We start from the raw sequence: 18,660 nt of genomic DNA on the forward strand, positions 1-18,660 counted from the left end.
CGATGGCGACAGAGACACAGGCCGCGGGGAGCGCCGGCGTCCAGAGCCTCGAGGGGGGCTCGCTGCTCGACGAGATCCTCGCCGAGACGAAGATGACGCCCGGCGACGAGGGGTACGAGATCGCCAAGAGGGGCGTGCAGGCCTTCATCTCGGAGCTCGTCGCCCCGCGGCGCGAGGGCGAGAAGGTCGACAAGGCCTTCGTCGACGCGCTGATCGCGGAGATCGACGTCAAGCTCTCGCGGCAGATCGACGAGATCCTCCACCACCCGACGTTCCAGAAGCTCGAGTCCGCCTGGCGCGGGCTCAAGTTCGTGATCGACCGCTGCGACTTCCGCGAGAACGTCAAGGTCGAGATGCTCAATTGCTCCAAGGACGACCTCCTCGCGGATTTCGAGGACGCGCCCGAGGTGCCGAAGAGCGGGCTGTACAAGATCGTCTACTCGGCCGAGTTCGGCCAGTTCGGCGGCAAGCCGGTCGGCGCGATCATCGCGAACTACGAGTTCGGGCCGGGGCCGCAGGACGTCGCGCTCCTCCAGAAGTGCGCCGCGGTCGCGGCGATGTCGCACGCGCCGTTCCTCGCGGCGGCGGGCCCGCAGTTCTTCGGCCTGAAGGACTTCCTCGGCCTGCCGAACCTGAAGGACCTGAAGGCGCTCTTCGAGGGCCCGCAGTACACGAAGTGGAACGCGTTCCGGGAGACCGAGGACGCGCGCTACGTCGGGCTCGTGATGCCGCGCTTCCTGCTCCGCCTGCCGTTCGGCGCCAACACCGTCCCGGTGAAGGCGTTCAACTACGAGGAGGACGTGATCGGCCAGCACGACGCGTACTGCTGGGGCAACGCGACGTTCGCGTTCGCCACCCGGCTCGCGGACAGCTTCGCCAAGTACCGCTGGTGCCCGAACATCATCGGCCCGCAGGCGGGCGGCTCGGTCGAGAACCTGCCGCTCCACCAGTACGAGGCGATGGGCGAGATCCAGACGAAGGTGCCGACCGAGATCATGCTCACGGAGCGGCGCGAGTTCGAGCTGTCGGAGGAGGGGTTCATCGGCCTCACGTTCCGCAAGGACTCGGACAACGCCTGCTTCTTCTCGGCGAACTCCGCGCAGAAGCCGAAGTTCTACGGCCAGAGCGAGGAGGGCAGGGCGGCCGAGATGAACTACCGGCTGGGGACGCAGCTTCCGTACATGTTCATCATGTGCCGTATCGCGCATTACCTGAAGGTGCTCCAGCGCGAGCAGATCGGGACGTGGAAGGAGCGCGCCGATCTGGAGAAGGAGCTGAACGACTGGATCGGCCAGTACGTCGCCGATCAGGACGTGGTCTCCGCGAGCGTCCGGGGCCGCAGGCCGCTGCGGAAGGCGAAGATCATCGTGACCGAGGTGCCGGGGAACGCCGGCTGGTACAAGGTCGACATGCAGGTGCGCCCGCATTTCAAGTACATGGGGGCGTTCTTCACGCTGAGCCTGGTCGGCAAGCTCGACAAGGACTAGCGGGCCCCGGGGGGCGCGGGCTGCTCGGCGCCGCGCGCGCCGAGCAGCCCTGGAACGGGCGCGCCCGCGGGCGTAGGCTCGGGGCATGACCACAACCCTGTCGAGGATCTGTGTCTACTGCGGATCGAGCACCGGCGCCTCGCCGGCGTACCGCGCGGCGGCGGTGCGGCTCGGGGAGCTCCTCGCGGAGCGCGGGATAGGGCTCGTCTACGGGGGAGGTCACGTGGGCCTCATGGGCGTGATCGCCGACGCGGCGCTCGCGCGCGGGGGGGAGGTCATCGGCGTGATCCCCGGCTTCCTGAACACGCGCGAGGTGGGGCACACGGGGCTCTCGGAGCTCCACGTCGTCGAGACGATGCACGAGCGCAAGGCGACGATGGCGGCGCTGTCGGACGCGTTCGTCGCGATGCCGGGGGGGATCGGCACGCTCGAGGAGATGTTCGAGGTGTGGACCTGGACCCAGCTCGGCTCGCAGCAGAAGCCGGTGGGGTTGCTCGATGTGGCGGGGTACTACCGGCTGCTGATCGCGTTCCTCGATCACGTCGAGGCCGAGCGGTTCTTGCGGCCGGCGCATCGCGCGATGCTGCAGGTGGCCGATGAGCCGGAGGCCCTGCTGGAGCTGCTCGCGGGGTGGAGACCGACCGTCGGGGCGAAGTGGATGACGCCCGAGGAGCGGTGAGCTCGCGCGAGGGCGGCGCTCTGGGAGCCCGCTCACCGCGGCGCCCCCATGGCCAGGGGCGCAGAGCACGCTTCAGGCACCCAGCGTGCGGCGCATCGCTGGGGGTTCCTGATATGCTGACGTCCATGATGAACTTACGCTCTTGGTCTATCGGAATCGCTGCGGGCCTGACCTGGATCCTCGCCGGTGAGTCGAGCGCGGACGCGTGCAGCCCTCCGCTGCCCGGTTTGATGGAGACCTTTCCGGAGAGCGGCGCGACCTACCCCGGGAATGCGGCGCTCTTCTTCTACGGTTTCGAGATCTCGCTGGAGGGGGTGTCGGCGACGGTCGACGGCGAGCCGGCAAACCTCGTGCTCGCGCCGGACGTCCCCGCGACCGGGCACAGCCTCGCCGCGCGGATCGAGCCGCCGCCCGGTGAAGGGCAGGCGATCGTCATCGAGGGCGATTTCTGCTCGACGGGGCCGTGCGAGGTGACGAGGATCGAGCTCACGGCAGGCGCCGCCGATACGACCGCCCCCGCCGCGCCTGCCGGGCTCTCGTTCAATCTCCACGACTACGCCGATTTCAAGTCGAGCGGCGGTGACTGCCAGACGAGCAGCGATCTCGCGTGGTGGCTGACGATCGACGGGGAAGCGCCGGCCCTGGGCGCGAGCCCCGTGATCTACACGATCGAGGCGTTCCGGGACGATTCCTTCTCGAGGCCCGTGTTCTCGGAGAGCGCGTTCGCGCGCGCCGCGTCGTCCACCCGGGCGATCCACCGGACAGCGGACGTGCTCGACGGCGCCGACGCACCCGAGGCGCTGTGCTTCCGGGTCAGCGCGATTGACGCGGCAGGGAACGCGGCGAGCGAGACCGCGCACGCCTGCAAGCCTTGCTATTACAGGAAAGACCCGCCGAGCGCGGAGCCGAGCTTCGCGCCACCCGTGCAGCCCGAGTGGGCGGCGGCGGATCTCTATCCCGGGGGGACCTGCGATCCGGGGACAGGGACGGGCGGCGGCGGGGCGGGCGGGGGCGCGGCCAGCGGCGGCAGCGGCGCAAGCGGCGGCGCGGGCGGCGGCGGCAGCGGCGCAAGCAGCGGCGGCGCGGGCGGCGGCGGCAGCGGCGCAAGCAGCGGCGGCGCGGGCGGCGGCGCGGCCAGCGGTGGCGCGGGCGGGGGCGCGGCCAGCGGCGGCGCGGGCGGCGGGGACGGCGGGCAGGTGGAGGACGGCGGGAGCTGCAGCGTCGCCGGCGGCGCAGGCGGCGAGCGCCCCGCCGGCGGCGCGGCGCTCGCGCTGCTCGCCTGCGCGGCGCTCGCCGGGCGAAGGCGGCGCTGAGGGCGGCGCGGCTCGTCCAGCGCTCCTGCGAGACGACGGGCATCGTCGTGATCGGCCGGCCCTGAGCTTCAGCGTACAGCGAGGATCCGCGTCGCGCGCCCTCGGCGGCGGCGACATGGGGTGAGCGGCGGCGAGGGCGCGCAGGCGAGCGCGCCGCCCGCGCTCGCCCGCTCCTACAAGCGCTCGATCAAAAAGCTCCGGGTCTTGTCGTCGAAGCCGTGGGGGGCGAGGTTCGCGTCCGTCGTGAAGACGCGCGACTCGGCCGAGTATCGCCAGAGCCCGTCGTAGAGCGTCAGCTTGAAGCCGGCGGGGACGCGGACGGAGCTGACCCTCTGGTCCCATGGGCTGCTAAAAAAGAGGGAGGAGCCGACGCCGTACACGACCGAGTCGCCCGAGAAGTCGGCGTGCTCGTAGAGGGTGACCACGTCCGCTTGCGGGTCCGACGCAAGCGCCACGACGATGCTCGAGATCACGTCGCTGAAGCCCGCGGCCACGAGGTCCGTGTCCGACGTGAACACGCGCGCCTCGCCCCCGAAGTCGTTGTGAAAAAAGGCCGTGACCCGGAGCCCGGCGGGGACCTCGATCGCGCTCGCGCGGTCGTTGCCGATGATGCTCAGGCCCGCGAGGTCGTGGTGGCCGAGCCCGAAGCCCTGCGAGACGCCGGAGAAGTCCGAGAGATCGTGGAGCACGACCTGGTCGCTGGGGTGGACGGTGGGGCCGCCGGCGATCGTGGCGTCAATCCAGGCGCGGTGGCGCGCGACGTCGACGCCGAGGTGCGTCGCGTGCAGGTTCGTGCCGTCCTGCCCGTTCACGCCCGAGAACACGCCGACCTGACGCCCGTCGACGAACCACGGGCCGCCGGAGTCGCCGCTCCAGCCCGAGCCCGTCACGCCGGTCGCCAGGAGCTCCTCGTCGGAATACCGGCCGTCGATGTGGAGGATCGCCTTCTTGAGCGACGGCGCCATCACCAGCGGCGTGCCCTCGCTCCCCCAGCCGTAGGCCGTCGCGTCACTGCCGATCGCGTCCGACGTCGCCTCGGCGAGCTGGACGAACGGGCCATCGGCGTCCTCGGTCAGGTGGAGCAGCGCGATGTCGGCCGCGGCCGAGGGCACCTCGACGGCGTCGACCGCGATGCGCTGGCCCGCGCCGTACGTGTTGCTGCCGACCCGAACCGCCGACGTCTCGCCCTCGTCCGCCATGCAGTGCTGCGCCGTGAGCACCCAGCGCGGCGCGACCAGCGTGCCGGTGCACTGGTAGAAGTCGCCCGTGCTCCCGCGCACGTCGAAGACCTGGACGGCCCAGGGGCTCGCCTCGGCGATCTCGCCACCGATGATCTCGGACGACTGCGCATCGAGCGACTCGAACGGAGCGTCCGGCTCCTCTGCGACGGAGCAAGCCGTGGAGAGGCCGAATGCGACGCCGGCGCAGACCACGAGATTCAACGTATTGCCAAGCTCTCTCTTGTTCATTTCATCTCCGCATCGTGACGCCTGGAGCATGCGGCGACACACGGGGCGGAACCAGGCGGCGTTCTGGAACGGCCGCGTTCGAGGAGTGGAACATCGAGGGGGCCCGATGCTCTGCGGGACGTGTCGGTGCTCGTGCGCATCGTCGAGGAGCGTTCGCTCAGCGCAACCCGGCACGTCGTCGAGGCCCAGGTCGATTCGTGCATCCATGGCAACAATCGGTTGCCGGTGAACAATCTGGTGCGCTGCGGACGCGAGGGCTACGTATCGGCGCATGCAGCCACAGGCGGAGGCCGACGAGCGGCCATGCAGGCCAGCGGATTGACACACAAGGCCGGTCTGGGACACCCCGACACCGCCGGGGTGAGAGGAGAGTTCGATCATGTTCTTCGTGTCAGGAATCACCGGGCAGGTGGGTGGTGCGGCCGCGCGGCAGCTGCTCGCAGGCGGTCACGCCGTGCGCACGCTGGCCCGCGACCCGCGCAAGGCGGCCGCGTGGTCGCAGGAGGGCGTTGACGTCCGCCGGGGAGACTTCAGCGACGCCGCGGCCGTCGCCGCGGCCATGGAAGGAGTCGAGGGAGCCTACCTCATGCTGCCCCCGTTGCTCGCCCCGGCGCCGGGCTTCCCGGAGGCGAAGGCCATCATCGAAAGCTTCCGCGAGGCGCTGCGCAAGGCGCCGCCGCCACGGCTCGTGGTGCTGTCCTCCATCGGATCGCAGCAGAGCAGCGGCCTCGGGCTCATCACCACGACCCACCTGCTGGAACAGGCGCTCTGCGACCTGCCCTTTCCGACCGCCTTTCTCCGGGCCGGCTCGTTCCTGGAGAATTACACGTTCAGCCTCAAGACGGCTGCCTCGACCGGATGGCTCGACACGTACCGGTCGCCGACGGATCGCCCCGTGCCGATGATCGCCACGGAGGACATCGGCAAGGAGGTCGCCCGTCGGCTCGTCGGCGGCTGGAGCGGCAAGCTCATCGTGGAGCTCGGCTCTCCGATGAGCCCGGACGACCTCGCCCGCGCGATGAGCGAGGCGCTCGGCCGGCCGGTCAAGGCACGGTCGATCCCCCGCGAGCAGTGGACGGCCAGCCTGGAGGCTCGAGGCATGGCGCCCGGCACCACAGGTCCCTTCGAGGAAATGGAGGACTCGTTCAACTCGGGCTGGATCGACTTCGGCGTTCCCGGCGCCGAGCGGGTCGCCGCCACGGTCACTCCGGCCCAGGTCTTCGCGCACGCGAGGAAGGCCGGAGTCGGCATCTGATCGAGGGACGTTCCGACGATCGGTGTGGACGAGGCGAGGGCGTGGGCGGCCCGGCTGGCTTCAGGCGCGACGTTGGTGCGCGACGCGGCTCGGGTCGGTCGACGGCAGCTCCGCGAGGAAATGGTCGATGCACGTGCGGACCGCCGCCGTCAGCGAACCATGGGCGCGATAGAGGAGGTAGACGCCGCCCGACTCGCCCTCAACCCCGTCGAGGACGCGGACGAGCCGCTCCTCGGCCACGTCCTCGAGGCAGCGCACCTCCGGGAGCATCGCGATGCCGACGCCGGCGAGCGCCGCGCCGTGGGCGGCGGAGAACTCGTTCACGTAGAAGCGCGGCGCGACGGTGACCCTTCGTTTGCTGCGCCCCTGGTAGAGCGTCCACGTCGCGAACCCCTCCGTCGCGCGCGTCGCGATGCAGTCGTGGCGCGCGAGGTCTTCGACCCGCCGCGGCGCGCCGCGCGCCTCGAGGTAACGCGGGCTCGCGTAGAGCAGCTTCCGCGTCGACCGCCACAGCGCGCGCGCGACGAAATCGCCGCTGTCCGCCTTCCCCTTGAGGATCGCGATGTCGAACCCCTCGGCGAGCAGGTCCATCCGCCGCTCGTCCAGCTCGAGGTCGATCGACACGCCAGGGTGCTTCGCGAGGTAGGTGTAAATGACGTTCGCCACGGAGGCGCCGAGGACGATCGGCGCGAGGACCCGCACGCGGCCGCGCGGCTCCTTGCGCAGCTCGCGGACGCGATCGGTCCCCTGCCAGACGTCGTCGACCGCCCGCTCGGCGTGGGCGAAGTACGCCTGCCCCGCGTCGGTGAGGCGAAGGCGGCGGGTCGTGCGCTCGAGGAGCCGGATGCCGAGCACGGACTCGAGCCGCGCGATGCGCCGGCTCACCGTCGAGCCAGGGACCCCGCGCTCGCGGGCAACGGCAGAGAAGCTGCGCGCCTGCACGACCCGCACGAAGAGCGCGACGTCGTTGAGGTCCAGGTTGATTCGTGCATCCATGGCAGGGATCGCTCGCCGGCGAGTATACCGTGCGGCTGCGGGGCGCCGGCGGCCTCCCAACGCACGAAGAGCACGAGCAGGATCGGCACCTCGTTGTTGCGGCGCGCGACCGCCGGCTCCCACGCGGCACGTGACCACGGGACCTGGCGCGAAGCCGAGCGAGCGAGCCGCCGAGTCCACGCAGCTCAGCGCGGCCGAGGCTGCAAGCTACACGGTCGAGGACGTGCTCGCGCCCTGGAGGCCCGCGCTTGCGGACTGAGCCTTGATCGGGCGTCGAGCGTCGCTGCGCCGTCAGACCCTCAGATCACCCGCGCCAGCAGCACCACCGAGTAGCCGACCGCGACCTGCTTTCCGGGGTTGTTGTACGAGTGGCGCTGATCGCCACGGAACACCGCGACGTCGCCCGCGCCGAGCGTGAACCGCTCGCCGCCGACCACGAGCTGGAGCTCGCCCGTCTCGCACGTCAGGTATTCGCGGGTGCCCGGGGTGTGCGGGACGCCCGTCATCCGCCCGCCCCCGGGGATCTCGATGCGCTCGATCTCCATGCCCGGGATCGGATCCGGCAAGAGCTTGCGGATCATCGCCTGCCCCGGTGAGCGCGTCGGCAGCGTGTCCCGCGGGTAAAGCTGGCAGGTGGCGCGGGGCGCGGAGAGCATCTCCTCGATCGACACCTGGAGGGCCGCGGCGGCGCGGTGCAGGACCCCGAGCGTCGGGTTGGCCGCGCCGGACTCCAGGTGCGCCCACGTCGCCCGAGGCACGCCGGCCAGCTTGGCCAGCTGCTGCTGCGTCAGCCCGCGCGCCTCCCGCAGCTGCTTGATGTTCTTCGCCAGCCTCCCCGAGAGCTCCGGATCCTGATCCATGTCGGGAGATTAGCATGATTCCAGTATGTTGGAGATGATTCCAACGAACTGTCCAGCGCGGTTCAGGGGGGGGTCCAAGGAGGAACCCGCGAGAGCCGAGCCGGGCGCCCGGGAGCGGGGTGCGCTGCCGGGCGAGATCCGCTAGATGCGGCCCTCCATGGACGGAGCGGCTGAGACCCTTTCCCGTTGCTGGGCGGCGAGCCCGCGGTGCGCCGGCTGGTCGAGCGCTTCTACGACCTCATGGCCCGCGACGAGCCGGCGCTCGCGCGCCTGCACGTGTGCGACGAGCGCGGCCAGGTCTGCCGCGAGAGCCGCGACCGGCTCGCGCTCTTCCTCATCGGCTGGCTGGGCGGCCCGCAGGACTACATCGCGGCGCACGGCCACCCGCGGCTGCGGATGCGCCACGCCCGCGTGCCGGTCGACGTCGCCATGCGCGACGCCTGGATGCGCTGCATGCGCGCGGCCATGGCCGAGGTCGACGTGCCCGCGCCGCTCCGCGCCTTCCTCGACCAGCGCTTCGCCGAGGTCGCGGACTTCATGCGCAACCGGCCGGGCTGACCCGCCGGGGTCGCGCGGGTCACGCGCCGCCGGGCGCGACCTTCCGCCGCTGCACGGCCGGCGAGAGGAGGGCGATGACGGCGCTCGCGAGGACGACCCAGCCGAGGGCGCCGCGCAGCGACACGTACGACGCGGTCACGCCGATGACCGGCGGGCCCACGAGGAACCCGAGGAAGCCCGCGGTCGAGACCGCCGCGAGCGCCGCCTCGGTCCCGGGGCCGCCGTCGCCGCTGGCGGCGCGCAGCGCGATCGGGAACACCACCGACGACCCGGCGCCGACGCCGGCGAAGCCGACGAGCACCGTCCAGAAGCCCGGGACCGCGAGCGCCACGCCGAGCCCGAGCGCCGAGGCGAGGCCGCCGAGGTACACGAGCCGGCGCGGCCCGAGCGCGGCGTCGAGCCGGTCGCCCACGAGCCGGCCGGCGGTCATCGCGATCGAGAACACGGCGTAGCCCGCGGCGGCCGCCGCGGGCGAGGCGCCGACCACGTCGCGCAGGTAGACGGCGCTCCAGTCGGCGATCGCGCCCTCGCCGACGAGCACGCAGAACGCGATGGCGAAGAGCGGCGCGAGCGCCCGGAGCGAGGGCCCGCCCGCCGCCGCCGTCGCCGGCGTCCCCCCGGTCGCCGGCGACGGCGCCGCGGGGAGCGCATACCGCGTCGCCCAGAGCGCCAGCGCGCCGATCGCCGCCCCGACCGCCGCGAGGTGCGCGAGGGTCGGGACGCCCCGGTCGATGAGCGCGCCGCCGAGCGCCGCGCCGGCGAGCCCGCCGAGGCTGAACAGCCCGTGGAGCGACGAGAAGATCGGGCGCCCGTACGCGCGCTCGACCGCGGTGCCCTGCGCGTTGACGGCGATGTTGAGCGCCCCGCCCGCGAGGCCCATCACGAAGAGCGAGAGCGCGAGCGTGAGCAGGCTCGACGCCAGCGCGGGCAGCACGAGCGCCGCGCCGAGCGCGAGGGGCGCGGCCCGGAGGAGCGGCCGGCTGCCGGCGCGGCCGGCCAGCCAGCCGGCGACCGGCATCGCCACGATCCCGCCCGCGGAGGCGCCGAACAGGGCGCCGCCGAGCTCGGCCGGGCTCAGCGCGAGGGCCTCGCGCACCGAGGGGATGCGCACGACCCAGGTCGCGAACGCCGCGCCGTACAGGAAGAACGCCGCCGCGACGCCGACGCGCGCCGCGCGCAGGTGCGGCGGCGGCGCGGGCCGCGGGGCGCCGCGCGCCGCCGGCGCGTCGAGGCGGCGAGGCGCCGCGCCGCCGCGGCCGCGAGGCGCGGGCGAGAGCTGACCATCCGTGTCGAGCGCGATCCCTGGATCCATCGAATCCTCGGCGGTGGGGGGGCCTCCGCGCGGCAGCAGGGCCGCCTGCGGCGGCGCCAGGGCCGCGTGCGGGCCCGGGGGCTGTACGCCGGAAGGTGGGGGCGGGCGTTCGATGCGTCCAATGACATGTCGCGGCCGGATCGATAACGTGAAGGAATCGAATGGACCTGCACCACCTCCGCGCCGTCGCGGCGCTGTCCGAGCAGCTGCACTTCGGGCGCGCCGCGCGGGCGCTGCACATCAGCCAGCCCGCGCTCAGCAAGCAGCTCAAGCAGCTCGAGGACGAGCTCGGCGGGGCCCTGTTCGTGCGCGGCCGCAGCGGCGTCGCGCCCACCGCGCTCGGGCGGCAGCTCGCGGAGGACGCGCGCGCGCTCCTGCGGGACGTGGATCAGGCGCTCGCGCGCGCGCGGCGGATCGCGCGCGGCGAGGCCGGCGCGCTGCGGCTCGGCTTCGGGGTCGCGACGGCCGCGCTCGTGGCGCGCGTCGTCGTGCGCTTCCGCCAGCGGGCGCCGGGCGTGCACGTCGAGCTCCAGGACATGTCGACGCCCGCCCAGCTCGACGCGCTCCGCTCCGGCGCGCTCGATCTGGGCTTCGTGCGGCTGCCGGCGCCGCCCGACCTCGCGTCGCTCGAGGTCGTGCGCGACCGGCTCGTGGCCGCGGCGCCGCGCGGGCGCGCCGCGGCGCTCGAGGCCGCGGGCCCGCGGGCGCTCGGCGAGGAGCCGTTCGTGCTCCTGCCCCGCGCCGTGTCGGTGAGCTTCCACGACCACGTGCTGCGCGTCTGCGCGCACCTCGGCTTCCGGCCGCGCGTGGCGCAGGAGGCGCGCGATTTCGCCACCGTGCTCGCCCTCGTCGAGGCGGGGATCGGCGTGGCCCTGCTGCCGGCGTCGGCGATGAAGGGGCGCGCTGCCCGCGTCGCGCCGATGCGGCTGCCCCTGCCGGAGGCCATCTTCCGGGTCGGCGCGGTGTGGCGGCGCGATCGGCCGGACCCCGCGATCGCGACGTTCCGCGCGCTCGTCGAGGCGGAGCTCGCCCGCCGCCCGGCGCGGGGGCGCTGAGGAGCGATCACCTCGCTCGGCGCTTGCCAGGCCGCGCGGGAGGCGCCTTGACGGGGGGCGCCCCGGCGGGGCGCGCGGCAGGCGCCTCGGCGGGCCGCGCGGCCAGGGCCACGACGCGACCGAGCTCCTCGCGGAGCGCGTCGGCCTCGCGCTCGCCGAGCTGCTCGCGGACGTGCTTCTGCGTCCGCTCCCACAGCGGGAACGCCGCCTCGATGGCGCGCTCTCCCTGGCGCGTCAGGAAGACGAGGCGCACGCGCGCGTCGTCGGGCGCGCGCGCCACGCGGAGCAGCCCCGCCTTCTCCAGCGGCGCGAGGTTCCGCGTGAGCGTCGTCCGGTCCATGACCAGCCCGTCGGCCAGCGCCCCGATCGTCACGCCCTCGTCGCCGCACGTCGCGACCGCGACGAGCAGCGTGAGCTGCGACGCCTGGAGCCCCACCGGCCGCAGGCTCTCATCGTAGAGCCGCGTCAGCACGCGCGACGCGCGGCGCACCCGCACCAGCGCGCACTGGCCTGCGATGGTCCGGGCGGCGCGGGAGAAGTCGACCATAAAAGTGTATATACACTGTTTTCTGGCGAACGGCCAAATCCCATGGATTCCGCTGCTTGACATCTGTACAGGTGTAGCTACACCTATCCGGCGTCGCGGGGCTGTCCCGTCCGCTCGACGCGCTGGCCCCGCCTCGCGGTCCGACGGCCACGGCGCGCCCTGACGATCCCTCGTCCGGGCCGCGGTGACGCCGGCCGCGCGCTCGCGGCGCCGGCGCGGGGCCGGCGGCCGCGGGCTCGTCGCGCGCATTTAGGTGTAGGTACACATAATCGAGCGGCCCGGGCACCGTGGCGCTGAGGGATGCACGGCACGTCGGCCGGCGCGCGGCGCCGGGCGTGCGTCGCCCGAGCGCGCGGGCGGGCCGCGTGGAGAGGATTCATGGACGCGTTCTTCGTCGTTCCGTACTGCGTGACGTTCGAGGACAGCATGGCCTACGGGAGCCATCACTACCTCACGAACTTCCGCTTCCAGTGCATCGCGCGCGAGGCGCTCTACTTCGCCGAGGCCGCGGACGGCACGCTCCCGCACGAGGACGATCGCGCCGCGATCCGGCTGCTCACCACCGAGGGCTACAGCCGGAACCTCTCGCCGGTCCGCGTGGGCGAGCGCGTCGCGATCTTCATGTCGCTCGGCGCCGTGACGCGATCGAGCGCGTACGGCTACTTCCGCACGGTCCGCTTCGACGGCGAGCCCGTGGCGTGCGGCTACCAGCGCATCGTCGCCGTCTCCGCGACGAGCGACGAGCTCGCGCCGCTGCCCAGGTCGGTGACCCAGCACGTCGGGGCCCTCGACGAGCGCGTGCCGCACCCGCGCTTCGTCGAGCTCGCCCTGCGGGGCGGCGCCGCGCTGCGCGAGCTCTTCCCCGAGCGCCTCCGCCGGTACGGCGCCGAGGTCGCGCGCGCGCCGCTGCACGCGTCGCGCCCGCACCACGCGCGGTGGGGCGCGGCGGAGGAGCCTCCGCGCGCGGGCGGGCCGGCGCCCGGGGGCGAGCGCGGCGCGAAGATCGCGCTGCTGCTGCCCGGCCAGGGCTCGTTCGACCTCGCGCTCCTGCGCGCGCTCCACGCGCGCTTCGCGGCGGCGCGGGAGGCCGTCGCCGCGGCGGAGCCTGCGGCGCGCGCGCTGCTCGGCGCGTCGATCGAGGCGCTCGTGGCCCGGGGGGAGGCGGACGCGCGGGCCGCCCTCGAGGCGTGCCCCGATCTCGATCAGCTCGGCATCCTGCTCCAGGACCACGTCGCCGTCGCGCTGCTCCGGTCCGCAGGGCTCGAGGCGGACGTCGTGGCCGGGCACAGCCTCGGGGAGATCGCCGCGCTCGCCGCGGGCGGCGCCTTCCCCCTCGCGACGGCCGCCGAGATCGTGTGCCGGCGGGCGCTCGCCCTCCGCGACGCGCCGCCCGGCCGCATGCTCGCGGCGCACGCCAGCGAGGAGCGCCTCCGCGACGAGGTGCGGGCGCTGGGCCGGGACGACGTGTTCGTCGCGGTGGTCAACGCGAGCGACCAGGCCGTCGCGTCGGGCTCGGCGGACGGGATCGCGGCGCTCGCGCGGCGGCTCGCGGGCGCGGGCGTCCGCGCCACCGCGCTCGCGAGCCGCCACGCCTTCCATTCGCCGCTGCTCGCGCCGGCGGTCGGTCCGTTCGCGAGCGCGCTCGGGCGCATCCCCGCGGCGCGGCCCGCGCTGGCCACGTACTCGCCCCTCGATCGCGTGTACTACGGCGAGGGGCCGCTCGCGCCCGCGCGCCTGCTGCCCATGCACCTCGTGACGCCGCTCGACTTCGGGGCGGCGGTCCGCGATCTGGTCGGCGCGGGCGTCCGCACCTTCGTCGAGTGCGGCGGCGGCGGCACCCTGACGGCGCTCGCGCGGCGGAGCGCGCCGGCGGAGCCGGGGCTGCGCATGATCGCGACGTTCCGAGCCGGGGAGGACGTCGTGGCCGAGCACCGGCGCGTCGTCGAGGCGCTCTGCGCCGCGGGGCGCGCGCTGACGGAGGTCGCGCCGCTCCCCGGCGAGGGCGGGGAGGGCGGCCGCCCGCGCGCGGAAGCCGCGCCCGCGAGCCCGGCCGCGCCCGCGGCGGGCCCGCGCGAGGCCGGAGGCGCGCCGGCGGGCGCGGAGCCGATCGCGATCGTCGGCATGGGCGCGGTGCTGCCGGGGGCCGGCGGCGTCGACGCCTACCTCGCGCAGCTCCGCGCCGGGACGAGCGGGATCGTCGACAGCGGCGAGCGACACCCGGAGCTCGCGGCCGACTTCCTGTGCCCCGGCCGCGCCGCCGACAAGACCTACAGCCTGCTGACCGGCGCCGTCGACGCGCTCGGGCCGTACGCGGGGCGCACCGGGTACGACGCCCGCGCGCTCGAGCGGCTGCCCAAGACGGCCCGCATGCTCGCGTGCGCGCTCGCCGAGGCCAGGGAGCAGGCGGCCGCGCTCAGGGGCCGCGCGCCGCTCAGGATCGCGTGCATCCTCGGATCCACGGCGGACGGCTCGATCGAGCACGACGAGGCGACGCTGCTGCTCGGCGTCGAGCGGGCGCTCGCCGACGTCGGCGCGGACCCGGCGGACCGCGCGGCCGTGGTGGACGCGCTCGCGGGCGGGCTCGGGCTCGACGCCGAGCGGCGCGCGGCGTGCCGCGGCCACCTCGAGCCGCTCGCGCGCGTCGTGCGCGACGTCGTCGGGGACGGCGCGCGCGCGGTGATCGTCGACGCGGCCTGCGCGTCGTCGATGTACGCGGTGCACCTGGGCGCCGCGATGCTGCGCCGCGGCCTCGCCGACGTCGTGATCGCCGGCGGCGCCTACCAGCCCGGCCCGCCGAACGCGTGCCAGTTCTCGCAGTTCGGCGGGCTCTCCGCGACCGGCAGCCGCCCGCTCGACGCCTCGGCCGACGGCGTCGTGTTCGGCGAGGGGGCCGCCGTCGTCGTGCTCGAGCGGCTCGGCGACGCCGTGGGGCGCGGCGAGCGGCCCCTCGCGGTGCTGCTCGGCAGCGGCGTGTCGAGCGACGGTCCGAGCCCGTCGGTCACGGTGCCGCAGCGCAGCGGGCAGAGCCTGGCCATGCGGCGCGCGTACGCGCGGGCCGGCGTCGCGCCGCGCTCCGTGCAGTACGTCGAGGCGCACGCCACGGCGACGCCGGTCGGCGACGCCACCGAGCTCCAGGCGCTCGAGGAGGTGTTCGCCGGCGAGGCGGGCGCGCCGCGCGTCGCCCTGGGCAGCGTCAAGTCGCTGCTCGGCCACACGGGCTGGACCGCCGGCGTCGCGTCGCTCATCAAGGTCGTGCTCGCGATGCGCGAGCGCACGATCTTCCCGCAGCACGGGTTCGAGGCGCCGAACGCGCGCATCGATCTCGCGCGCTCGCGGTTCTTCATCCCGACGGCGGCCGCCCCGTGGCCCGCCGCGGGCGCGGGCCCGCGGCGGGCCGCGCTCGACAGCTTCGGCTTCGGCGGCACCAACGCCCACCTCGTCGTCGAGGAGTTCCAGCCCGGCCGTCACGCGCCGCGCCCGCGGCCGCGCGACGCGCGCCGCGCGCTCTGCGTCGTCGGGCTGGGGGCGGTGTTCCCCGGCGCCTCCGGCGCGCCCGCGGACGCGCCCTCGGACGCCCTCGCGTTCGACGAGCGCGCGCTCCGGCTGCCGGGCCGCGCGAAGGTCCTCCCCGACGCGCTCGAGGCGATGGACCCGTCGCAGCTCCTCGCGGCGATGGCCGCGGAGCGCGCGCTCGCGGCGCTGCCCGCGCGCGACCTCGGCGATCGCATCGGCGTCGTCGTCGGCCACGAGGGCAAGACGCGCCGCGGCGCGCGCGCGAACGAGCGGATCTTCCGCGACCGCGTGGCGCGGGTGCTCAGAGCGCGCGGCGTGCGCCCGGCGCTCGCCGGCGCGGCGGTCGACGCGCTCCGCGCGGGCTCCCCCGCGACGGGGCCGTACACGCAGCCGGGCAACATGCCCAACGTCATCTCCGGGCGCGTCGCCAACGTCCTCGGCCTGCGCGGGCCGAACTTCGTCGTCGACACCTCCGGCGCCTCGCTGCTCGACGCGCTCGCGATCGCCGATCTCGTGCTCGACGAGGACTGCGACGTCGTGCTCGCCGGGGCCGTGAACGCCTTCAGCGACGACGTCGCGCGCGGGGCGTCCGCGGCCTCGGACCCGCGGCCTCTGGGCGAGGCGGCGCTGCTCGTCGCGCTGTGCACCGAGGCCACGGCCGCGCGCAACGCCTTCCCGGTGCTCGCGCGCCTCCGCGTCGGAGGCGCGGAGGGCGACGCCACCGGCCGCGAGCTCGCGGTCGGCCGAGGGCGCGCGTGGCTGCGCGGGGCCGAGGGCGCCGTCGAGCTTTACGCGGCGATCCAGGGCGCGCGTCCTCACGGCGCCGCGCTCGTGCGCTGGCCGTCCGATCCCCGCGCGATCCATGTCACGAGCGCCGAGCCCCTCGCCGCCCGCGTCGCGCCGGCGCCCGCTTCCACGGGCTTCGCGACGGGCACGCCGATCCACGTGTACGTCCCCGAGATCGCGCCCGCGCCGGCGACGGCGCCCGCGGCGCGCGCCCCGTCCCGCGTCCTCTACGTGTGCGCCGACGCGGCGCTGGCCGCGGACGTGCGGCGCGCCGCGCGCTCCGCCGAGGAGCGCGCGCGCGTCCTCGCCATCGCCCCCCTGGAGGACGCCGTCTCCGCGGCGAGCGGCGACCCGCGAGACCCCGCGGCGAGCGGCGCCGGGGCCGACGGCGGCGCGGGCCCGTGGATCGACGCGCGCGACGAGCAGCGGCTCCGCGCGTCGCTCGAGGCCCTCGCGCCCGACGACATCGATGCGGTCGCCGTGCTGACCCGGGCGGCGGACGCGCGCGCGTTCGTCGACGGCGCGCCGGGCTCGTACCGGCCGGCGCTGCGCGCGCTGTTCGGCGCGGCGCGCCGTTACTACGACGCCATCGCGCGCGGCGACGTGGCCTTCGCCGCCCTCGTCGTCGGCGCCGTGGACCCGGCCGGGCGGCTCGCGCCCGAGGGCGGCGCGGTCGGCGGCTTCGTGAAGTCGCTGGCGCGCGAGCTGCCGGGCGGCGACGTGCGGGTCGTCCACGCGGACGCGCGCGAGGTCGCGGCGGCGCTCGGCGCGCTCCACGACGAGTGGCGGCGCGCCCGGCCGGCCACGCCCGAGGAGGTGGTCGACCTGGGCGGCGCGCGGCACGTGGTGCAGCTCGCCCGCGCCGCCTCGGGGCCGCCAGAGCGCGCGACGCCCGCCCTCGGCGAGGGCGCGGTCGCGCTCGTGACGGGCGGCGCGCGCGGCATCACGGCGCACCTCGTCGAGGGCCTGATCGAGCGCTTCGGCTGCCGCGCCGTGCTCCTCGGCCGCTCGCGGCTCGAGGACGCCCCGCCGCGCGCGCTCGCGATGACCGACGCGGAGCTCGACGCGTACGAGCGGGACTTCTACGCCGAGGCGCTGCGCGCCGACCGAGGCCTGCGGATGCCCGCGCTGCGCGAGCGCTACGCGCGCGTCCGCGCGGCGCGCGAGGCGCACCAGGTCCTCGCGCGCCTGCGCGCGCGGGCAGGGGCCAGCGGCGGCGGCGCGGTCGACTACCACGCGGTCGACGTGACGTGCGCCGAGGACGTCGACCGGGCGATCGCGGCCGTCGCGGCGGCGTACGGCCGGATCGATCTGATCGTGCACGGCGCCGGCATCCAGGCGTCCAGCCGGCTCCCGTCGAAGTCGCTCGAGCTGTTCGAGCGGATCGTCGACACGAAGCTCGCGGGCCTGGGCCACCTCCGCCGCGCCATCGCGCGCCACCTGCCCGCGGCCCGCCCGCACGTCCACCTCGTCACGTCGGCGTTCAGCGCGCTCGGGAACGACGGGCAGCCCGACTACGGCGCGGCCAACGAGGCGCTGAACCGCGCCGCGGCGTACTTCGCGGCCGAGGCGGACGAGGGGCCGTGGTCCAGCATCGCCTGGCTCGGCTGGAACGGCGTCGGCATGACCGCGGGGTCGGAGTACAGCGCGCTCGGCGCGGCGCGCGGGCTCCGCGGCGTCGAGCCGGACGAGGGGCGGCGGCTCTTCCTGGAGCTCGTGGCCGAGCGGCCCGCCGGCGCGGCCCAGGTCCTGCTCACCGACAGCGAGATCGAGCGCTTCGCCCCGCGCATCGCGGCGGCCCGCGCGCCGGCGAGCGCAGAGGGCCGCGCGTGGACGCTCGACCCGCGCGTCGATCCGTGGCTGGCCGACCACCGGGCGCGCTCCAGCGCCGTCGCGGCCGGCGCGTTCCTGGTCGAGCTGGCCGTCCGGCACGCGCTCGAGGCCGCGGCGGAGGGCCGCGCCCTCGTCCGCGAGGCCCGCGACGTGCGTTTCCACGAGCTCCTGCGCCTGCCCGACGAGGCCGGCCGCGACGTGCGCACGGTGACGACGCGCCGCGAGCGGCTCGCCGGCGGCCGCGTGGCGGTCGCGGTCGAGGTGCGCGGCGACTTCGTCCACAAGTCGGGCGTGGTCCTCCGCGCCGACGTGGTCTTCGCGAGCTGCGTCGTCGAGCTCGGCCCGGCGCGCGACGACCTCGCGCCGCGGCACGCCGGGCGGGTCGAGGGGCCGACGCTCCGCGATCCCTACGTGAGCCGCGGCGCGCCGCTCCAGCACGCGGGCTGGTTCGATCACCTCGGCTCGTTCGTGCTCGGGGCCTCGCTCAAGGCCGGCCGGTTCCGCGCCCCGGCGGACCGCGCCCTCGAGCGGCTGCGCGCGGCCGCGACGCCGTTCCTGCTGCTCGACGCCCTGCTCACGCTGGGCGTCCTGCGCCGCGACGACGCGGGCGCGCTGCCGGTGTGCGCCGCGGCCTCCGTCGCGCGGATCCGCTTCGGCGCGGCCGCGAACGACCTCGCGATCCGCGCGGCGGGCGGCCCCGTCCAGCTCGTCGCCACGGTCCCGCCCGCCGCCGGCGATCGCGTCCTGAGCGCGTGGGCGCAGGCGATCGACCCGTCCCTCGGCGTGCTGCTCGACGTCGAGGGGCTCGAGGGGCGCGTCGTCGGGCGCGTGGCCGCGGACGCGCGCGACGTGGCGCCGGTGTCGCTGGGGGCGTCGTGACGCCGCCGCCCGCCGGCCGCAGTCCGCGTGCGCGCGCGGCGGGGTTCTTTGGCCGGTCGGTGCTGACCCGCGCGTTCGCGCTCGTCGCGGCCGCGCCGGTCCCGCCGGTCGGCGCTCA

Annotated in this window: 13 protein-coding genes; 8 read left to right on the forward strand and 5 right to left on the reverse strand. The window is 75.3% G+C overall.

Going from position 1 to position 18,660, the window contains the following annotated elements; all coding sequences use genetic code 11:
- Positions 1-2: 2 nt before the first annotated feature.
- The 3 genes from tssC (at position 3) to WMF31_RS13995 (ending at position 3,479) form a co-directional block, all read left to right on the forward strand.
- Positions 3-1,487, forward strand: a complete 1,485-nt coding sequence (gene tssC / locus WMF31_RS13985) for a type VI secretion system contractile sheath large subunit (protein WP_436602412.1) — start codon at positions 3-5, stop codon at positions 1,485-1,487.
- An 85-nt stretch (positions 1,488-1,572) separates the two neighbouring features.
- Positions 1,573-2,166 carry a TIGR00730 family Rossman fold protein gene (locus WMF31_RS13990; RefSeq protein ID WP_436602413.1) on the forward strand — a complete coding sequence of 198 codons (594 nt, stop codon included), beginning with the start codon at positions 1,573-1,575 and terminating at the stop codon, positions 2,164-2,166.
- Between the two features lie 230 nt (positions 2,167-2,396).
- A complete protein-coding gene (locus WMF31_RS13995; RefSeq protein WP_436602414.1) occupies positions 2,397-3,479 on the forward strand; it encodes a hypothetical protein in 1,083 nt (360 codons plus the stop codon).
- Between the two features lie 173 nt (positions 3,480-3,652).
- On the opposite strand, the gene WMF31_RS14000 is transcribed toward WMF31_RS13995, so the two are convergent.
- A complete protein-coding gene (locus WMF31_RS14000; protein ID WP_436602415.1) occupies positions 3,653-4,948 on the reverse strand; it encodes a trypsin-like serine protease in 1,296 nt (431 codons plus the stop codon).
- A 379-nt stretch (positions 4,949-5,327) separates the two neighbouring features.
- Here WMF31_RS14000 and WMF31_RS14005 point away from each other — a divergent pair, with 379 nt between their 5' ends.
- Complete coding sequence (locus WMF31_RS14005; RefSeq protein ID WP_436602416.1) at positions 5,328-6,203, forward strand: NmrA family NAD(P)-binding protein; 876 nt, start codon at positions 5,328-5,330, stop codon at positions 6,201-6,203.
- 60 nt (positions 6,204-6,263) lie between these two features.
- On the opposite strand, the gene WMF31_RS14010 is transcribed toward WMF31_RS14005, so the two are convergent.
- Positions 6,264-7,199, reverse strand: a complete 936-nt coding sequence (locus WMF31_RS14010; protein WP_436602417.1) for a LysR family transcriptional regulator — start codon at positions 7,197-7,199, stop codon at positions 6,264-6,266.
- 130 nt (positions 7,200-7,329) lie between these two features.
- Between WMF31_RS14010 and WMF31_RS14015 the strand changes: the two genes are divergently transcribed.
- Positions 7,330-7,458, forward strand: a complete 129-nt coding sequence (locus tag WMF31_RS14015; RefSeq protein WP_436602418.1) for a hypothetical protein — start codon at positions 7,330-7,332, stop codon at positions 7,456-7,458.
- A gap of 40 nt (positions 7,459-7,498) precedes the next feature.
- On the opposite strand, the gene WMF31_RS14020 is transcribed toward WMF31_RS14015, so the two are convergent.
- The gene (locus tag WMF31_RS14020; RefSeq protein ID WP_436602419.1) at positions 7,499-8,059 is read right to left on the reverse strand and encodes a helix-turn-helix domain-containing protein; all 561 of its coding nucleotides are present in this window, start codon (positions 8,057-8,059) and stop codon (positions 7,499-7,501) included.
- Between the two features lie 186 nt (positions 8,060-8,245).
- Between WMF31_RS14020 and WMF31_RS14025 the strand changes: the two genes are divergently transcribed.
- Positions 8,246-8,617, forward strand: coding sequence for a group II truncated hemoglobin (locus tag WMF31_RS14025; RefSeq protein ID WP_436602420.1), 372 nt, complete (start codon positions 8,246-8,248; stop codon positions 8,615-8,617).
- 19 nt (positions 8,618-8,636) lie between these two features.
- Here the strand turns inward: WMF31_RS14025 and WMF31_RS14030 are convergent, their stop codons facing one another.
- A complete protein-coding gene (locus WMF31_RS14030) occupies positions 8,637-9,929 on the reverse strand; it encodes an MFS transporter (protein ID WP_436602421.1) in 1,293 nt (430 codons plus the stop codon).
- Between the two features lie 161 nt (positions 9,930-10,090).
- Between WMF31_RS14030 and WMF31_RS14035 the strand changes: the two genes are divergently transcribed.
- Entirely contained in the window at positions 10,091-10,984 is an 894-nt protein-coding gene (locus tag WMF31_RS14035) for a LysR family transcriptional regulator (protein ID WP_436602422.1), read from the forward strand.
- 7 nt (positions 10,985-10,991) lie between these two features.
- Here WMF31_RS14035 and WMF31_RS14040 read toward each other — a convergent pair whose 3' ends face one another.
- The gene (locus WMF31_RS14040; protein WP_436602423.1) at positions 10,992-11,531 is read right to left on the reverse strand and encodes a MarR family winged helix-turn-helix transcriptional regulator; all 540 of its coding nucleotides are present in this window, start codon (positions 11,529-11,531) and stop codon (positions 10,992-10,994) included.
- 378 nt (positions 11,532-11,909) lie between these two features.
- Here WMF31_RS14040 and WMF31_RS14045 point away from each other — a divergent pair, with 378 nt between their 5' ends.
- On the forward strand, positions 11,910-18,542 hold the full coding sequence (locus WMF31_RS14045; RefSeq protein WP_436602424.1) for an SDR family NAD(P)-dependent oxidoreductase: 6,633 nt from the start codon (positions 11,910-11,912) through the stop codon (positions 18,540-18,542).
- The last annotated feature ends 118 nt before the right edge of the window (positions 18,543-18,660 follow it).

Origin of the sequence: Sorangium sp. So ce1036 (assembly GCF_051369805.1) — a bacterium.
Classification (GTDB): domain Bacteria; phylum Myxococcota_A; class Polyangia; order Polyangiales; family Polyangiaceae; genus Sorangium; species Sorangium cellulosum_F.